This window comes from Bradyrhizobium sp. WSM2254, assembly GCF_000472645.1.
GTDB lineage: Bacteria > Pseudomonadota > Alphaproteobacteria > Rhizobiales > Xanthobacteraceae > Bradyrhizobium > Bradyrhizobium niftali.
The window spans coordinates 425595-441023 of sequence record NZ_AXAB01000002.1 but is presented as its reverse complement, the minus strand read 5'-3'; the positions used below and the strand labels follow the sequence as shown (position 1 = coordinate 441023).

At 65.5% G+C, this 15429-nt stretch carries 16 protein-coding genes; 8 read left to right on the top strand and 8 right to left on the bottom strand.

Annotated features, from left to right (window positions below):
• Nucleotides 1–29 precede the first annotated feature (29 nt).
• Complete coding sequence (gene rimO / locus A3M7_RS0104575; protein ID WP_027542861.1) at nucleotides 30–1355, bottom strand: 30S ribosomal protein S12 methylthiotransferase RimO; 1326 nt, start codon at nucleotides 1353–1355, stop codon at nucleotides 30–32.
• 115 nt (nucleotides 1356–1470) lie between these two features.
• Between rimO and A3M7_RS0104570 the strand changes: the two genes are divergently transcribed.
• The 5 genes from A3M7_RS0104570 to A3M7_RS46145 all read left to right on the top strand — a co-directional run bounded on the left by A3M7_RS0104570 (nucleotide 1471) and on the right by A3M7_RS46145 (nucleotide 7425).
• Nucleotides 1471–2061 carry an ANTAR domain-containing response regulator gene (locus A3M7_RS0104570; protein ID WP_027542860.1) on the top strand — a complete coding sequence of 197 codons (591 nt, stop codon included), beginning with the start codon at nucleotides 1471–1473 and terminating at the stop codon, nucleotides 2059–2061.
• On the top strand, nucleotides 2058–3221 hold the full coding sequence (locus A3M7_RS0104565; RefSeq protein ID WP_027542859.1) for a CmpA/NrtA family ABC transporter substrate-binding protein: 1164 nt from the start codon (nucleotides 2058–2060) through the stop codon (nucleotides 3219–3221). The genes A3M7_RS0104570 and A3M7_RS0104565 overlap by 4 nt, the downstream gene beginning before the upstream one ends.
• A 334-nt stretch (nucleotides 3222–3555) precedes the next feature.
• Complete coding sequence (locus A3M7_RS0104560) at nucleotides 3556–5337, top strand: NirA family protein (protein WP_027542858.1); 1782 nt, start codon at nucleotides 3556–3558, stop codon at nucleotides 5335–5337.
• Nucleotides 5334–6941, top strand: coding sequence for a sulfite reductase subunit alpha (locus tag A3M7_RS0104555; RefSeq protein WP_027542857.1), 1608 nt, complete (start codon nucleotides 5334–5336; stop codon nucleotides 6939–6941). Before A3M7_RS0104560 ends, A3M7_RS0104555 begins: the two co-directional genes overlap by 4 nt.
• 331 nt (nucleotides 6942–7272) lie before the next feature.
• On the top strand, nucleotides 7273–7425 hold the full coding sequence (locus A3M7_RS46145; RefSeq protein WP_014495196.1) for a hypothetical protein: 153 nt from the start codon (nucleotides 7273–7275) through the stop codon (nucleotides 7423–7425).
• A 111-nt stretch (nucleotides 7426–7536) separates the two neighbouring features.
• Here A3M7_RS46145 and A3M7_RS0104545 read toward each other — a convergent pair whose 3' ends face one another.
• Genes A3M7_RS0104545 through pxpB form a run of 3 tightly spaced genes read right to left on the bottom strand, consistent with a single transcriptional unit; the run spans nucleotide 7537 to nucleotide 10103 of the window.
• The gene (locus tag A3M7_RS0104545) at nucleotides 7537–8307 is read right to left on the bottom strand and encodes a LamB/YcsF family protein (RefSeq protein WP_027542856.1); all 771 of its coding nucleotides are present in this window, start codon (nucleotides 8305–8307) and stop codon (nucleotides 7537–7539) included.
• Nucleotides 8308–8337: 30 nt separating this feature from the next.
• Nucleotides 8338–9375 (bottom strand): biotin-dependent carboxyltransferase family protein, encoded by a 1038-nt coding sequence (locus tag A3M7_RS0104540; protein ID WP_027542855.1) that lies wholly within the window; start codon nucleotides 9373–9375, stop codon nucleotides 8338–8340.
• The gene (gene pxpB, locus A3M7_RS0104535; RefSeq protein WP_027542854.1) at nucleotides 9372–10103 is read right to left on the bottom strand and encodes a 5-oxoprolinase subunit PxpB; all 732 of its coding nucleotides are present in this window, start codon (nucleotides 10101–10103) and stop codon (nucleotides 9372–9374) included. Before pxpB ends, A3M7_RS0104540 begins: the two co-directional genes overlap by 4 nt.
• A gap of 236 nt (nucleotides 10104–10339) precedes the next feature.
• On the opposite strand from pxpB, the gene A3M7_RS0104530 reads away from it, so the two are divergent.
• Together A3M7_RS0104530 and A3M7_RS0104525 are read left to right on the top strand one after the other, a co-directional pair.
• A complete protein-coding gene (locus A3M7_RS0104530) occupies nucleotides 10340–11038 on the top strand; it encodes a ribonuclease activity regulator RraA (protein WP_011087336.1) in 699 nt (232 codons plus the stop codon).
• Between the two features lie 16 nt (nucleotides 11039–11054).
• A complete protein-coding gene (locus A3M7_RS0104525; protein WP_027542853.1) occupies nucleotides 11055–11459 on the top strand; it encodes a cupin domain-containing protein in 405 nt (134 codons plus the stop codon).
• A 174-nt stretch (nucleotides 11460–11633) separates the two neighbouring features.
• Here A3M7_RS0104525 and A3M7_RS0104520 read toward each other — a convergent pair whose 3' ends face one another.
• The 3 genes from A3M7_RS0104520 to A3M7_RS0104510 all read right to left on the bottom strand — a co-directional run bounded on the left by A3M7_RS0104520 (nucleotide 11634) and on the right by A3M7_RS0104510 (nucleotide 14101).
• Nucleotides 11634–11990 (bottom strand): hypothetical protein, encoded by a 357-nt coding sequence (locus tag A3M7_RS0104520; protein ID WP_027542852.1) that lies wholly within the window; start codon nucleotides 11988–11990, stop codon nucleotides 11634–11636.
• A gap of 183 nt (nucleotides 11991–12173) precedes the next feature.
• A complete protein-coding gene (locus tag A3M7_RS0104515) occupies nucleotides 12174–13052 on the bottom strand; it encodes a DUF2147 domain-containing protein (protein WP_027542851.1) in 879 nt (292 codons plus the stop codon).
• 266 nt (nucleotides 13053–13318) lie between these two features.
• Nucleotides 13319–14101, bottom strand: a complete 783-nt coding sequence (locus A3M7_RS0104510) for a transporter substrate-binding domain-containing protein (protein WP_027542850.1) — start codon at nucleotides 14099–14101, stop codon at nucleotides 13319–13321.
• 114 nt (nucleotides 14102–14215) lie between these two features.
• Here A3M7_RS0104510 and A3M7_RS0104505 point away from each other — a divergent pair, with 114 nt between their 5' ends.
• Nucleotides 14216–14719, top strand: a complete 504-nt coding sequence (locus tag A3M7_RS0104505; protein WP_049823202.1) for a DUF1993 family protein — start codon at nucleotides 14216–14218, stop codon at nucleotides 14717–14719.
• 8 nt (nucleotides 14720–14727) lie between these two features.
• On the opposite strand, the gene A3M7_RS49505 is transcribed toward A3M7_RS0104505, so the two are convergent.
• Complete coding sequence (locus A3M7_RS49505; protein ID WP_027542848.1) at nucleotides 14728–15195, bottom strand: hypothetical protein; 468 nt, start codon at nucleotides 15193–15195, stop codon at nucleotides 14728–14730.
• Between the last annotated feature and the right edge of the window lie 234 nt (nucleotides 15196–15429).

The window sequence follows — 15429 nt, the reverse complement described above, 5'->3', positions numbered from 1 at the left end:
ATGATGTGGAAGTCGCTGTCGTCAGTGCGTCAAAACCCCGCAACGCTGCCGTGCAGGTCGTATTGGTCGGCGCGCTCGATCTTCGCCGTGACGATCTCGCCGACACGCAAGGGGCGGCGGCTCGACAAATAGACGGCGCCGTCGATCTCGGGCGCATCGGCCTTGGAGCGCCCCTTGGCGACGGTCGGGCCGACCTCGTCGATGATGATCTGCTGGCGCGTGCCGACCTTGCGCTTCAGCCGGCGCGCGGAGATCTTCTGCTGGCGCGCCATCAGCGCGTTGTAGCGCTCCTGCTTGACCTCTTCCGGTACCGGATTGGCGATCGCATTCGACGTCGCGCCGGCGACCGGCTCGTACTTGAAGCAGCCGAGGCGATCGATCTCGGCTTCATCCAGCCAGTCGAGCAGATAGGCGAAGTCCGCGTCGGTTTCGCCGGGGAAGCCGACGATGAAGGTCGAGCGCAGGGCGAGGTCCGGGCACTCCTCGCGCCAGCGCTTGATCCGCGCCAGCGTCTTGTCCTGCGCTGCCGGGCGCTTCATTGTTTTCAGCACCTCGGGGCTCGCGTGCTGGAACGGGATGTCGAGATAGGGCAGCACCTTGCCCTCGTTCATCAGCGCGATGACCTCGTCGACATGCGGGTAGGGGTAGACATATTGCAGCCGGACCCAGGCGCCGAGCTCGCCGAGCTCGCGCGCGAGGTCGAGGAATCTGGCGCGGACCTGGCGGTCCTTCCACGGGCTCTCGGCGTATTTCAGATCGACGCCATAGGCCGAGGTGTCCTGCGAGATCACCAGCAGCTCCTTGACGCCGGCGCCGACCAGACGTTCAGCCTCGCGCAGCACGTCGTTGGCCGGGCGCGAGACCAGATCGCCGCGCAGCTTCGGGATGATGCAGAAGGTGCAGCGGTTGTTGCAGCCCTCGGAGATCTTCAAATAGGCGTAGTGCCGCGGCGTCAGCTTGATGCCCTGCGGCGGCACCAGATCGAGATGCGGATTGTGGGCGGGCGGCAGCGCGCGGTGGACCGCGTCCAGCACGCTCTCATATTGCTGCGGGCCGGTGATGGAGAGCACGCCGGGATAGGCCTGCTCGATCTGCTCGGGTTCCGCGCCCATGCAACCGGTTACGATCACCTTGCCGTTCTCGGCCATGGCCTCGCCGATCGCCGAGAGCGATTCCTGCTTGGCGCTGTCGAGGAAGCCACAGGTGTTAACGATGACGATGTCGGCCCCGTCATGCTTGCGGGCGAGCTCGTAGCCCTCCGCGCGCAGGCGCGTGATAATGCGCTCGGAATCCACCAATGCCTTGGGACACCCGAGCGACACGAAGCTGACCTTGGGCGCAGCCGTCTGTTGCATATCTCTTGATATCTGCCTGATTGATCGGCAGGAGCTAGTCCTAAATGCGGTCAATTACAACCCTTTGCAGGGCGTTCCGGCGTGCTATGGATGAATCGCCTGTCGTGAGTGAGCCATGAGCGCCGAACAGTCGCCCAAAATCGTGATCGTCGACGAAAGCCCCATCCGGGCCGCGATCCTCGAGGAGGGGTTGCGGGAGGCCGGATTCACGCAGGTCGCCCATATCCGCGAGATGCAGAGCCTGCTGGCCCGTATTTATGCGGTCGACCCCGACATCATCCTGATCGATCTGGAAAACCCCAGCCGCGACGTGCTGGAGGCGATGTTCCAGGTCAGCCGCGCCGTGAAGCGGCCGATCGCGATGTTCGTGGACCAGAGCGACTCGGCCTCGATCCAGGCCTCGGTCGAGGCGGGGGTATCCGCCTACATCGTTGACGGGCTGAAGAAGGAGCGCATCAAGCCGATCCTCGACCTCTGCGTGTCCCGCTTCAACGCTTTCGCCAAGCTCCAGGAGGAACTCGAGCGCACCAAGTCGCAGCTCGAGGACCGCAAGATCATCGAGCGCGCCAAGGGCATCTTGATGAAGGTGAAGGGCCTCACCGAGGACGAGGCCTATGTGCTGCTGCGCTCCACCGCGATGCGCGAGAAGAAGAAAATCGGCGAGATCGCCCAGTCGATCATCACCGCGTCGGAGATGCTGAAATGACCGGACCGCTCCGCATCGGGTTCATTCCGCTGGTCGATGCCGCCGCGCTGATCGTCGCCGTCGACAAGGGCTTTACCGCCGCCGAAGGCCTCGACGTCGAACTGGTGCGCGAGGTCTCCTGGTCCAACGTCCGCGACAAGCTCAATATCGGCCTGTTCGACGCTGCCCATCTGCTCGCGCCCGTGGCGATCGCGTCCTCGCTCGGGCTCGGCCACGTCAAGGTGCCGATCGCCGCACCTTTCAATCTCGGCATCAACGGCAACGCGATCACGGTGTCGCCGGCGCTCCATGCCGCGCTGATGGAGGAGATCGACGGCGACCGCTTCGATCCGCTCGTCACGGCGAAGGCGCTGGCGCGGGTGGTTGCCCGGCGGCGCAAGGCTGGCGCGGATCCGCTGACCTTCGGCATGACCTTTCCGTTCTCGACCCACAATTATCAGTTGCGGTTCTGGATGGCGGCGGCCGGCGTCGATCCCGACGAGGACGTGCGGCTGGTGGTGCTGCCGCCGCCCTACATGGTGGACAGCCTCAAGAGCGGCCATGTCGATGCGTTCTGCGTCGGCGCGCCCTGGAATTCGGTAGCGGTCGATCTCGGCATCGGCCACATCCTGCATTTTGTTTCCGACATCCTGGTGCGCGCCGCGGAAAAGGTGCTGGCGGTCCGTCAGGTCTGGGTCGACAAGAATCCGGATGTGGTCGCAGCGCTGGTACGCGCGGCGGTGAAGGGCGCCGCGTTCATCGAGCATCCGGAGAACCGCATCGAGGCGGCGCGTATCCTGGCGCAGCCGGAGCGGATCGGCGTCGATGCCGAGGTGATCCAGCGCACGCTCACGGGACGGCTGAAGATCTCGCCCGACGGCACCTTCCGCGAAAGCGGCCGTTACCTGCTGGTCGGACGCGAAGGGGCAGGGCGCCCCGATCCGGTCCAGGCCGCCTGGCTCTACGCGCAGATGGTGCGCTGGGGGCAGACGCCGCTGACCCCGGATGGCGTCAAGACGGCAATGGCCGTGTTCAGGCCGGATCTTTATGATGCGGCCTTGGGCAGCCGGGCGCCCAGTGAGGCTCCCGCGGCGTTCGGGGCATTCGCCGGCCCCGTGTTCGATCCCGACAATATCAGGGGGCATCTCGAGGCCTTCGAAGTCGGGCGCTGGAAGGCCTGATTCGGGCCTGCATCGTTTTTGGGCACCTTGGTTCCTCGTCTAAATTTTGGGCTGGCTGCTCGAATTTCGAGGGAGTTCCCCGCCCGGGAGTTCCCGGGGGCACTCCTAATTGTCTGAAACTAAAGCAATTCTCATTTCGAAGAAGCTGGCACGCAACTTGTATGTTGCACTGCGGCCAGCTTGTCACAGACGCCTGCTGAGCCGAGTCCCGCAGCAACGAAGCTGATCGGACCGTTGGGTGCAGAGCAGGCTCTTGAGCCAGCCGAGTGCCTCGCGGGTCGCGCAATTTTCCGTCGATACCACCCCGGTGGCCGCAGGAGCTTCGTTACTGACCATGAAACTCGAAACAGTCTCAGTCGACTTTACCGACGAGCAGAAGCGCTATCTCGAAGGCTTCACGACCGGTCTGCAGATCAGCCGGGTCGGTCGCGGTCTTGGTGGTGGCTCCGGCAAGGCGAATGCCGAGCCGACCGGTCCGGACGCCGTCCACATCAAGGCGCAGGACAAGGTCATCGCCTCGGGCAAGAAGCTCGCCGACCAGGAGAAGTTCAAGCGCGACGAGCATCCGTTCGATGCCTATCCGCGGCTGCGCCAGCAGGCGCTCGACAATGCGCCGCCGAGCCCGGCGGACAATTTCCGCTGGCGCTATTACGGCATCTTCTACGTTGCGCCGACGCAGGACTCCTACATGTGCCGCCTGCGCATCCCGAACGGCATCATGAAGCACTGGCAGCTCTCGGGCCTTGCCGATCTCGCCGACGATCTCTGCGGTCCCTACAGCCATGTCACGACGCGCGCCAACCTCCAGCTTCGTGAGATCCCACCGAAGCACGCTATAAAACTGATCGAGGGCATCCAGGACCTCGGCCTGTGCTCGCGCGGCTCCGGCGCCGACAACATCCGCAACGTGACGGGAACGCCGACCGCCGGCATCGATCCGCAGGAGCTGATCGACACGCGGCCATTTGCGCGCGAGTGGCACTACCACATCCTCAACGACCGCTCGCTCTACGGCCTGCCGCGCAAGTTCAACGTGGCCTTCGACGGTGCCGGCAGGATCGCGGTGCTGGAGGAAACCAACGACATCGCCTTCACGGCGTTCGAGGTGAAGGACGGTTTCGGCGTCGAGCCCGGCGTCTGGTTTCGCCTCGGCCTCGGCGGCATCACCGGACACAAGGACTTCGCAAAGTACTCCGGCATCATCGTCAAGCCGGAGCAGGCGACGGCGGTCGCCGACGCCATCGTGCGCGTGTTCATCGATCATGGCGACCGCACCAACCGCAACAAGGCGCGGCTGAAATACGTGCTCGACGCCATGGGCCATGACGGCTTCCTGAAGCTCGTCGAGGAGCGACTCAAGACGCCGTTCGCACGCGTGCCGGAAGAGGCGTTTGCGCCGCGGCCTGCGGCGGACCGGATGGCGCATATCGGCGTGCACAAGCAGAAGCAGGACGGCCTCAACTGGATCGGCGTGTCGCTGACGCTCGGCAAGCTCACCTGCGACCAGATGCGGGGCCTCGCCAAGGTCGCGCGCGACCTCGGAGACGGGGAGGTCCGCCTGACGGTCTGGCAGAACCTGCTGATCCCGGGCGTGCGCGACGAGAACGTCGAGCTCGCGATTGCCGCGATCAGGCAGATCGGGCTCGCGGTCGAGGCCTCGCATATCCGCGCCGGCCTGATCGCCTGCACCGGCAATGCCGGCTGCCGCTTCGCCGCCTCCAACACCAAGCGCCACGCCGCCGAGATCGGCGACTGGTGCGAGCCGCGCGTCGACATGGACAAGCCCGTCAACATCCACGTCACCGGCTGCCACCATTCCTGCGCGCAGCACTACATCAGCGACATCGGCCTGATCGGGGCGCGGGTGCCGGTCAACGAGGAGGACACGGTCGAGGGCTATCACCTCTTCACCGGCGGCGGGTTCGGCCCCGATGCCGACGTCGGGCAAGAGGTCTATCACGACCTCAAGGCCGAGGACGCGCCGAAGACGGTCGAAGCGCTGCTCAAGGCCTATATCGCCCATCGCGCCTCGCCCGACGAAACCTTCCTCGCCTTTGCGCGCCGCCATGACGGCGAGACGCTGCGCAAGCTTGCCGATGCACAGGTGTCCGCATGAACCAGATCACCCCTCCGCCGAAACTCGATATCATTCCCGCCAGCGCGCCGTTCTCCGACGCGCAGCGCTCCTGGCTGAACGGTTTCTTTGCCGGGCTGCTGTCGCCTGATGTGGCGACGCCCTTGTCGGCGGAGCAGGGCGCCGCCGTGATGCAAGCTGGCGACGGCGACGATGGCGAAGCGCCATGGCACGACCAGACCATGCCGATCGGCGATCGGATGAAGCTTGCGGAAGGCCGTCCCGTCCGCCGCAAGATGATGGCGGCGATGGCGCAGCAGGATTGCGGCCAGTGCGGCTACAATTGCCACGACTATTCGGAGGCGATCGCGGGCCGCAGCGAAGCGCGGCTCAACCTGTGCGTTCCCGGCGGCAAGGAAACCGCGCGAATGCTGAAGTCGCTCTACGAGGAGCTGGACAAGGCGCCGGCGGCGAAAGCGCCCGAAAAAGCGGATTCTGTGGCAGCGCCCGCCGTGACCGTGACGATCTCTGAGCCCGGCCGCTCGCGCGACAACCCGACCGAGGCGACCTTCCTGTCGCGGCGTCTCCTCAACAAGGGGAAGTCGGAGAAGGAGACCTATCACGTCGAGTTCGATCTTTCCGCGAGCAAGCTCGACTATATCGTCGGCGACAGCTTTGGCGTGTTCGCGCGCAACGATGTCGGCCTTGTCGACCAGATCATCGCGCTGCTCGGCGCCTCCCACACCACCAAGGTGAACGGCAAGACATTGCGCGAGGTGCTGATCGACGACGTTTCGCTGTCGCCGGCGCCGGACTCGCTGTTCGAGCTGATCTCCTTCATCACCGGCGGCGCGCAGCGCGAGAAGGCGCGGGCGCTGGCGCAGGGCGAGGATCCCGATGGCGATGCTGCCACCCTCGACGTGATGGCGGCGCTCCAGAAGTTTTCCGGCATCCGGCCGCATCCCGAAGCCTTCGTCGAGGCGCTGGAGCCGCTCCAGCCGCGGCTCTACTCGATCTCGTCCTCGCACAATGCGACGCCGGGAAAACTGTCGCTGACGGTCGATTCCGTGCGCTACGTGATTGGCAAGCGCAAGCGGATCGGCGTTGCCTCGACCTTCCTCGGCGAGCGCATCGCTGAGGGCGAGAAGCTCAAGGTCTATGTGCAGAAGGCGCACGGTTTCGGTCTGCCGCAGGATCCGAAGACGCCGGTCATCATGATCGGCCCCGGCACCGGCATCGCGCCGTTCCGCGCCTTCCTGCTCGACCGCAAGGCGACCGGCGCACCCGGCAAGAACTGGCTGTTCTTCGGCCACCAGCGCAGCGATTGCGACTTCTTCTACCAGGAAGAGCTCAACGCGATGAAGACGTCGGGTCAACTGACGCGTTTGTCGCTGGCCTGGTCGCGCGACGGCGACAAGAAGTTTTACGTGCAGGATCGCATGCGCGAGGTCGGTCGCGAATTGTGGACCTGGCTCGCCGAGGGCGCGCATCTCTACATCTGCGGCGATGCCAAGCGCATGGCCAAGGACGTCGAGCGTGCGTTGGTCGACATCGTCGCCCAGTTCGGGGCACGTTCGACCGACGAAGCCGTCAGTTTTGTCGCCGAGCTCAAGAAGACCGGCCGCTTCCAGGCTGACGTCTACTAAGCCGCGACAAGATCGGCCTGAATCGCCCCGGCGGCGCAAGCGCCGGGCGTTCTACCGAAAGCGCGGCTCTACTGTGCATGGGGTTGTTTTCGACGTTTTTGTTTGGACCGGGTCCAGGGCCTTGAGTCCGGCTGTCATCCCACCGTCATCCGGGCCGGTTCCAACTGGCTCGGATCTTAACGAATAAGATTCTCGGAACCCCCGGGTGAAGAGAATTTGCGCCTGCGACGGGGCGCCTTCAGAGAACCGCCATCGCTATTTCCGCCGCCATCTTGCCTCCCGCCAGGGTTGATCCTTCATACTCCCACCAATGGGGCGTTGGAGATCCACCATGCGCGAACTATCTGCGGAAGCCAGGCTGCACTTCTACGCGCGCTCGCTCTCGCGTCGGACCGGGGCGAGCATGCACCATGTCGGGCTGTACAGCGCCTTCGCGGTCATCGCCGCGATCGTGTTCGGCACGCTCTCGGTGCACCCGTTCTGACGGCTTCGTAGGGTGGGTTAGCCGAAGGCGTAACCCACCAACTTCGTCCCGCATTCGCTGAAGCATGGTGGGTTACGCTTCGCTAACCCACCCTACGGCGCTGAGTCTGCCTCACGCCCCGCGCTTGAACGGCGCCACTTCGATCCCCGCATCCTTCAAGGCCTGACGCAAGGTCCGCGCGATCTCGACCGCGCCGTGCGTGTCGCCGTGGATGCACACCGTATCCGTGCGCATCTTGATGACCTTGCCGGTGACCGAGACCACCGCGCCGTCCTGCACCATGCGCACGACGCGCTCGGCAATCGCCTTGGCATCGTGCAGCACCGCGCCGGGCTTCTTGCGCGAGACGAGGTTGCCGTCGTCCTCATAGGCGCGATCGGCGAACACCTCGTGCACGATCGGCAGATTGGCCGCTTCGCCGGCCTTCACCAGCTTCGAATTGGCGAGCACGACGAAGATCAGGCTGGGATCGACCGCCTTGATGCCGGCGGCGATCGCCTTGGCCGTCATGTCGTCTTCGCAGGCGACGTTGGACAGCGCGCCATGCGCCTTCACATGCGTGACCTTGTGGCCGGCCGCGGTCGCGATCGCCTGCAACGCGCCGATCTGGTAGGCGACGAGGTTCTCGATCTCGGACGCCTTCAGGCCCGCGATCGGGTGCCGGCCGAAGCCGTGCAGGTCGCGATATCCAGGGTGCGCGCCGACCGAGACGCCGCGCGCTTTCGCCAGCTCGACCGTCCGGCGCATGATGTCGGGATCGCCGGCATGGAAGCCGCAGGCGACGTTGACCGAGCTTGCCAGCTCGATCATCGCGGCGTCGTTGCCCATCTCCCACGCGCCAAAACCTTCGCCGAGGTCGCAATTGAGATCGATCGTCTTCATGGTTGCTCTCCGCCTCTGGTCGTCTTGTCGTTACGGCTCCGCCGTGACCTGCCACGTTCCAGCGTCCATGGCGCTGACCGCATAGCCCGCGACGTTGGCATCGCTGAGCGCCTCGATGTTGAGCGCGACGGTGTCGGCGGAGCGCAGGCGATCGGGCAGGCTGCGGATGGCTTGCGCAAATTTGCGCGCCTCGTCCTGCGCCTCCGCCATGCTGACAGCCTTGAAGCGGAACGCGGTTCCCGCCGAGGTCTGCGCCAGACGGCCGACATCGGCGGTGATCACGGTGGCGATCTTCGGGTAGCCGCCCGAGGTGCCGCGGTCCATCATCAGCGCGATCGGCGCGCCGTTGCCGGGCACCTGAATGCTGCCGTTGACGGTGCCGTCGGAGACGATGTTGTGGCCGTGCAGATGCTTGATCGCGGGGCCTTCGAGCCGGTAGCCCATGCGGTCGGAGGTCGCCGAGATCTTCCACTCGCTGTCCAGGAACAGCGCCTTGTTGGCGTCGTCGAATTCGTCGTCCTGCGGGCCCAGCACGACGCGGATCGGACCGCTCGCTGGCTTCGGCAGCTCGATGCGCAGCTCCGGCGCACCGGTTGCGGCATCGACGCTGAACTCATCGCCGGCCTGGAGCGGGCGCGGGTAGGGGCTGCCGAGGCCGGCGCGGGCATTGACTGCGAGGCTGCCGAACACCGGCTCGCCTTTGATCCCGCCTTCGATCGCGAGATAAGTGAAGGCGCCGCCGCGGGCAAAGCCCAGCGTCAGCGTTTCGCCGTCCTTCAGCGTCACCGATGTGTCCATCGCGACCGGTCGCCCCGCGACGTCGGCATTGCGCGGCGCGCCGGCGATCGCCACGCGCACGGCGCCGTCACGGGCGGTGAAGGTGGCGCCGAACGGGCCGATCTCGACGGCGGCCGCGAGCGGCTCGTTGCCGACAAGCGTGTTTGCTGCCGCGAGTGCCAGCCGGTCCATCGCCCCGCTCACGGTCAAGCCGTAGCGCTGCGCGCCGAGCCGTCCGCCGTCCTGGACGGAGCTTGCAGGCCCGATGCTGGCGACGATGAGCCGGCTCATGCGACCACCTCCTCGGCGATGATCTCGCCGGCCTCGGCGGCGCGGTCCTGTTCTTCGAACGTCTTGTGGTCGATGGCGAAAAACGTCACGCGATCACCGGGTTCGGTCAGGAAGGTCGGATTGCGGTGGAGCTGATAGGTTCTGACAGGCGTGCGGCCGAGCAGGTGCCAGCCGCTCGGGGCGGCCAGGCACTGGATGCCAGCCTGGATGCCGCCGATCGAGATCGTGCCGGCCGGTGTCAGCAGCCGTGGGTTCTGCCGTCGCGACATGTGCAGGGATTTGTCCAGGCCGCTGAGATAGGACCAGCCCGGCGTGAAGCCGATCATGGCAACCTTGTAGTCGGCGGCAGCATGCCGGGCGACGATGTCGTCAGGCGTTGTGTTCAGCGCCTTGGCGACATCCTCGAGGTCGATGCCATGTTCGCCGCCATAGGCGACGGGGATGCGCCAGCGGCGGGCCTTGATGACCGGTGGCAGCGGCTGGGTGGCGATCGGGAGGATCTTTTCGCCGAGCGCGTCGAAGCTGATCCTGCCGGGATCGTAATGCACCAGCAGCGAGCGATAGGTCGGCACGGTCTCGGTGATGCCGTCGATGGGGCTTGCTGCGAGTGCCTTGTCGAGTGCCAGCACGCGCTGGTTGGCGGCATCGTCGATGGTGCGGCTGAACTCGACCGTGACGGCGCTGTCGCCACTGGGCAAAAGGCGGGGCGGGGGAAGCGTCGCGGCCATGAGCTGTCGAAATCGGGCTTCTCGGGAAACGCGGGCTCTGCCTTGAGTTCCGCTGGTCCCTGCTTCGCGTAAATGCGTCCGCAAGTCCAATAAATTAATGCAAGGGGAAACGATAAAGCCTTGTTATCGCGTCGCATAACCGCCCTGCGGCCCTGCGTTCTTGGCCCTTGACGGAAAGCGCGCGGCTCGCAAGATGCGCGCGTTCTTTCCCGCCCATCCGGAGCTCGTTCTCGTCCATGTCGCTGTCCCCCGAAGCCCGCAAGACCCTCGCCGGCATCACCACTGCCACCATCACCACGGTCCTGCTGAAGAAGGGCCTGCGCAATGTGTGGATGCGCGGCGCGCGCCCGCTGCGCCCAGGCCTGCCGCGGCTGGTGGGACCGGCCTTCACGCTGCGCTTCGTGCCGGCGCGCGAGGATCTGGCGACGCCGGAATCCTGGTCGTCGCCGATCTCGACCCGCACCGCGATCGAGGCAATGCCGGAGGGCTGCATCGCCGTGGTCGATGCCATGGGCATTACTGACGCCGGCATCTTCGGCGACATCCTCTGCGCGCGCATGATGAAGCGCGGCGTCACTGCGCTCGTCACCGACGGCGTCGTGCGTGACGTCGAGGGCGTGCTCGGCACCAATCTTCCGGTCTGGTGCGATGGCTATGCTGCGCCGCCGTCGGTGGCGGGCCTGACCTTCGTCGGCTGGGGCGAGCCGATCGGCTGCGGCGGCGTCGCGGTGTTTCCGAACGATATCGTCGTCGCCGACCAGGACGGCTGCGTGCTGATCCCGCAGGCGATGCTCGATCACGTGCTCAATGAGGGCGTCGAACAGGAGCGGATGGAAGCCTGGATCGTCAACGAGGTGAACAACGGCGCGGTGCTGCCGGGCCTCTATCCCATGAACGCCGAGACCAAGGCGCGCTACGCCGCCAGCAAGAAGTAACAGAAGCGAGGACCCCATGGAGATCACCGTCGCAGGCACGCGGCCGACCCGCCGCGCGCCCAAGGAAAACTTCACCGGCACCGTGTGGCAGGATCCCGTGATCATGGCGCCCGCGCCGGCACGGCTGAACTGCTCGCGCGTCGCGTTCGAGCCCGGTGCACGCACCAACTGGCATCACCATCCGCTCGGGCAGACGCTCTACGTCATCTCCGGCGTCGGGCGCGTGCAGACCAAGGGCGGCCCGGTCAGAGAGATCCGCCCGGGCGACACTGTCTGGATTCCGCCGGGCGAGTTGCACTGGCACGGCGCATCGCCGACCAACGGCATGTGCCATATCGCCATGCAGGAAGCGCTCGACGGCGTCTACTCGACCTGGCTGGAGCCGGTCACCGACGCGGAGTATGGAGCCGCGGTAGGTTAGTTCTCGTGCCCCGGACAAGACGCATCGCCCGATGGCGATGCGTCGCCAAGCCGGGCCCAGAGCTGCTTAGCGACGAACGACGCTGGGTCCCGGCTCTGCGCAGCAACGCCATAGCGTGTCGAAGACGCGCGTGTACGCGCTTATGGCGTCGCTGCTTGTCCGGGACACGAAACCCTACATTCTTTCCGCCGTCCACGTGCCCGTGCACAGGGCCCCGCGCCAGGTGCCGGAGCCGGACGTGCCGCTCAGCCGGCCGAAGCCGACTGCACGCTTGATGCCGGTGCTCAAGGTGACGTTGATGCTGCCGGCATCGGCGACGCGGCCGGATGCAGACACCGCAGCGCTGCTCGAAGCGATCTGACCGTTGTTGATGCCGATCGCGACGGTCGCGCCGTTGCCGCAGGTCTCGCTCGATGACGAGATACGGACATTCCATGTGCCGTCGAACGTGCTTGTCGCTGCGCCTGCCTGCGCGAGCGGGACGGCGATGGCGACAATGACGGCGAAGAGACCTTTGCGAAATCCGTTCATGATACGCCCCTGGGGTTGACCATGCGGGGATCGTCGCACGGGCTGCGGAGCCGGCGATGTGAGGGCTGTCACGCCTGCTACAGGCTCTGTGAGGTGGCGCACCCCGCAATGACATCGCGGGCAAAAAAGCAAAGGGGCCCGGATCACGGGCCCCTTGTCTCCGTCAGAGTGTCGAAGCCGAACTCAGTTCACCCGCGTCCAGGTCTGGCCGCCGCAGAACATGCCGCCGAAGGCGCAGCCCTGCACGCGCAGGCGATCAGTGCCCTTCATGGCGATCGTCGAATCGTAGGTCGAGCCGGTGTTGGGGTCGAGGATGCGGCCGGACCATTTCTGATCCTTGTTCTGGTCCTTGCCGGGCTTCATGTTGATGAGGACCTGCTCGCCGTTCTGGTTCGACTTGCTGTCGACCGAATAGCCGCAGAGATTGGTGCCGCATTGCTCGATGCGAACCTTGCCTTCCCTTTCCTCGGTGAGCCAGATGCCGAGCGGCGAATTGAGGTCGCGCGTCAGTGCGGCTGCGGGAGCCGGTGGCGCGACAGCGGCGGACTGAACGGGTGCGGGGGCAGGCGCCGGCGCAGGTGGCGGAGGTGGCACCGGGGGGGCGGCAGCCACGGTCGGAGCCGGCGGGGGCGTCACGGCGGGAGCCGCCTGCTGCTCGACCGGGGCAGGAGCTGGAGGCGGTGCGGGCGGTGGCGACACAGCCGTGTCGGCCGGCGCGGTGTTGGCGGTGGTGGTCGGCGGCGGAGCCGGTGGGGGCGGCGCAACGGGCGCCGGCGCTGTGGCTGCGGACGGCGCTGCAACGGGAGCAGGGGCCGGCACAGGAGCAGCCGGAGCTTGCGGATCGGCCTTGGCCTCTTGCGGCGCCTGCTGGCCCGGACTTGTCTCGTTCTTCTTGGCCTTCTTGGCCTTGCCCTGGCCGGTGTTGTCGTAGACGCCGGGGATCGACACCGTGCCCCGGTCGGGGTCGATGCGGATGGTGCGGCCGCCATATTCGAAAGTGTACTGCGCTTGCGCAGCGGTGCTCGCCAAAAGGAATGCGGCCGTGGCCAACAGCTTCCTCATTTCCGTCTCCTGAACAGCTGGTCCCCGTACCAACGCTTACGCGCCGGTTCGATCGCAAAAAGTGATCTAGATCACTTTCATCCGTATGAGTCGTGCTCCGGCAGGTTCGGGTTCAATGCGCCCGGAACCCGTCCACAATTTGGCCGAAGCAGCGACAGGAGGACGCGATCTGGAGACCCGTTCCGCTGAAATCGGGACGGTCTCTAGATTGCAGTATTGACGCGTTTTCTTGCCGCGAACCGCTACCCGCTTCGCTCGAAAACGCTCTAGTCGAACCAGGCGGCGTAGATCTTCCTGTAGCTGCCGTCCTCCATGGAAATGTGCAGCCACTGGTCGACGAAGGCCTTCAGCGCCATGTCGCGCTGGAGCCAATAGGCCTTCTCGGAGAAGTCGAACGGTTTTTCCGGATGCACTGCGCAGAGCACGCCGGCATGCTGCTTCTGCTGGTAGCGCGTCTCGGAAGCGTCGGTCATCATCAAATCGGCATTGCCCTTGGCGATCTCGTCGAAGATCACGGTATTGTCGGGGAAGACGGTGATGTCGGCGTCCTTGATGTTGGCACGCGCAAAGCGCTCGTTGGTGCCGCCGGGATTGACGATGACGCGGGTGCCCTTCTTGTCGATATCAGGGAGTGTCTGGTACTTGCCGACGTCGGCGCAGCGCGCGATTGGGGTCTTGCCCTCGCGCATGATCGGCATCGAGAAGAAGCCCTTCTTCTGCCGGTCGAGCGTCACCGAGACGCCGCCCATGGCGATGTCGAACTGGTCGGCCTCGAAGTCCTTCATCAGCTTCGGCCAGGCCGTCGGCACGAATTCGACCTTGACGCCGAGCGCCTTGCCGAGTGCCTCCGCCATGTCGACGTCGAAGCCGCTGAACTGCTGCGTGGCCTTGTCCAGATAGGTGAAGGGCTTGTAGTCGCCGGTCATGCCGACGCGCAGTGTGCCGCGCTTGACGATCTCGTCGAGGCGCGAGGGCGCCGGCTGCTGCGCATGGGCCGAAAGGTTCACCAGCAACGCCACAGCCAAAGCCGACAGGAATCGAACGGTCATCTCTTCTCCACCCAAGCCCGAGCTGTCATTGTGCAGCTCTTCGAACGTGGATTTAGACCAGATGCCAGTCGCTGGCGAGCCGGAATTGGGAGGAATTTTGAAGTGACGATCTCGATGTACGAGGCCTCGGTCGGCCTCTTCGTTCCGTACTTGCGCAACCTGTCCGCGCTGCTGGACAAGGGTGTGGCCTACGCCGAGACCCGCAAGTTCAACCCGGCGGTCCTGCTCGGCATGCGGATGGCGCCGAATATGTACGATCTGGCGCAGCAGGTCGGCGAGGCCTGCCGTCACGCCACGGTCGCTCCGGCCTTGCTGGCGCAGCGCGAGCCGGTGGCGCTGCCGGCGCTGGAGCACGACATGGCCGGGCTTCAGGCGCGTATCGCAACGTCAATTGAGTTCATCGAGGGCCTGCCGCGGGCCGAGATCGACGCGGCGGCGGAGCTGAACGTCTTCTTCAGGCTGAAGAACGGGACCGAGCTGCCCTTCACCGGGCGGACGCTGCTGCTGACGTTCAGCGTGCCGCAGTTCTTCTTTCACGTCACGACGGCCTACGACCTGTTGCGGCATGCAGGCGTCGAGCTCGTGAAGCGGGATTTTCTCGGCCCGCGCGAGCGCTAGATCGGGCTTTAGGCTTCGCCCTTGCGCTCGAACTCGGCGAGTGAGCTACGGCCGGCGATCTCGCTGCGCAGCTCTTCGAAGCGTCGGTGTGCCTCGTGCTCGTGCGCGTCGACGAAATGCACCGCGGCTTCGCTCGTCATTGGGCCGCTGACCACGGGCGCGGACTGCTCGCCGATGGTCTCGTGGACGTAGAACTGGTCGTCATCGCCGCGATGGACCGTCCATTTGAGGCGGATCGCAACCATCGGCCCAGGACCGACCTTGCTGTAGCCGTCGGCATCGGTGTGCTCCGGCACCAGCGGCTGCTCCTCGACCACCGGATGCTCATCGGCAACCGGTTGCTCGTCGACGACCGAATCCTCCTCGCCGGCCGCCGTTTCCGTTTCGGCGTCGCGGACGACGAGAACGGGCTCGGGGTTCTCCAGGATGCTGGCGATGGTCGCCAGCGCGTGGTCGGTCGGGTCGATTTCTGACAAGGGTCCATCCTCCAGCTCGACGCGGCCGGCAAGTTTGTCCCACTGCCGCCGCGGCTCGGCTTATTACGCGGGTTTGATTAAGGCTGAGTTGGGGCTCGATCTGCACCAAAATGGGACGCATTCTGGCGTTCCGAAGGCGGGCGGACTAACGCACGATCCGGAAAAGTGCGCGGCGGTTTTTCCGAAAAGATCATGCTCAAACGATAATCCAAAGCGCGATGACGATTCATCGCG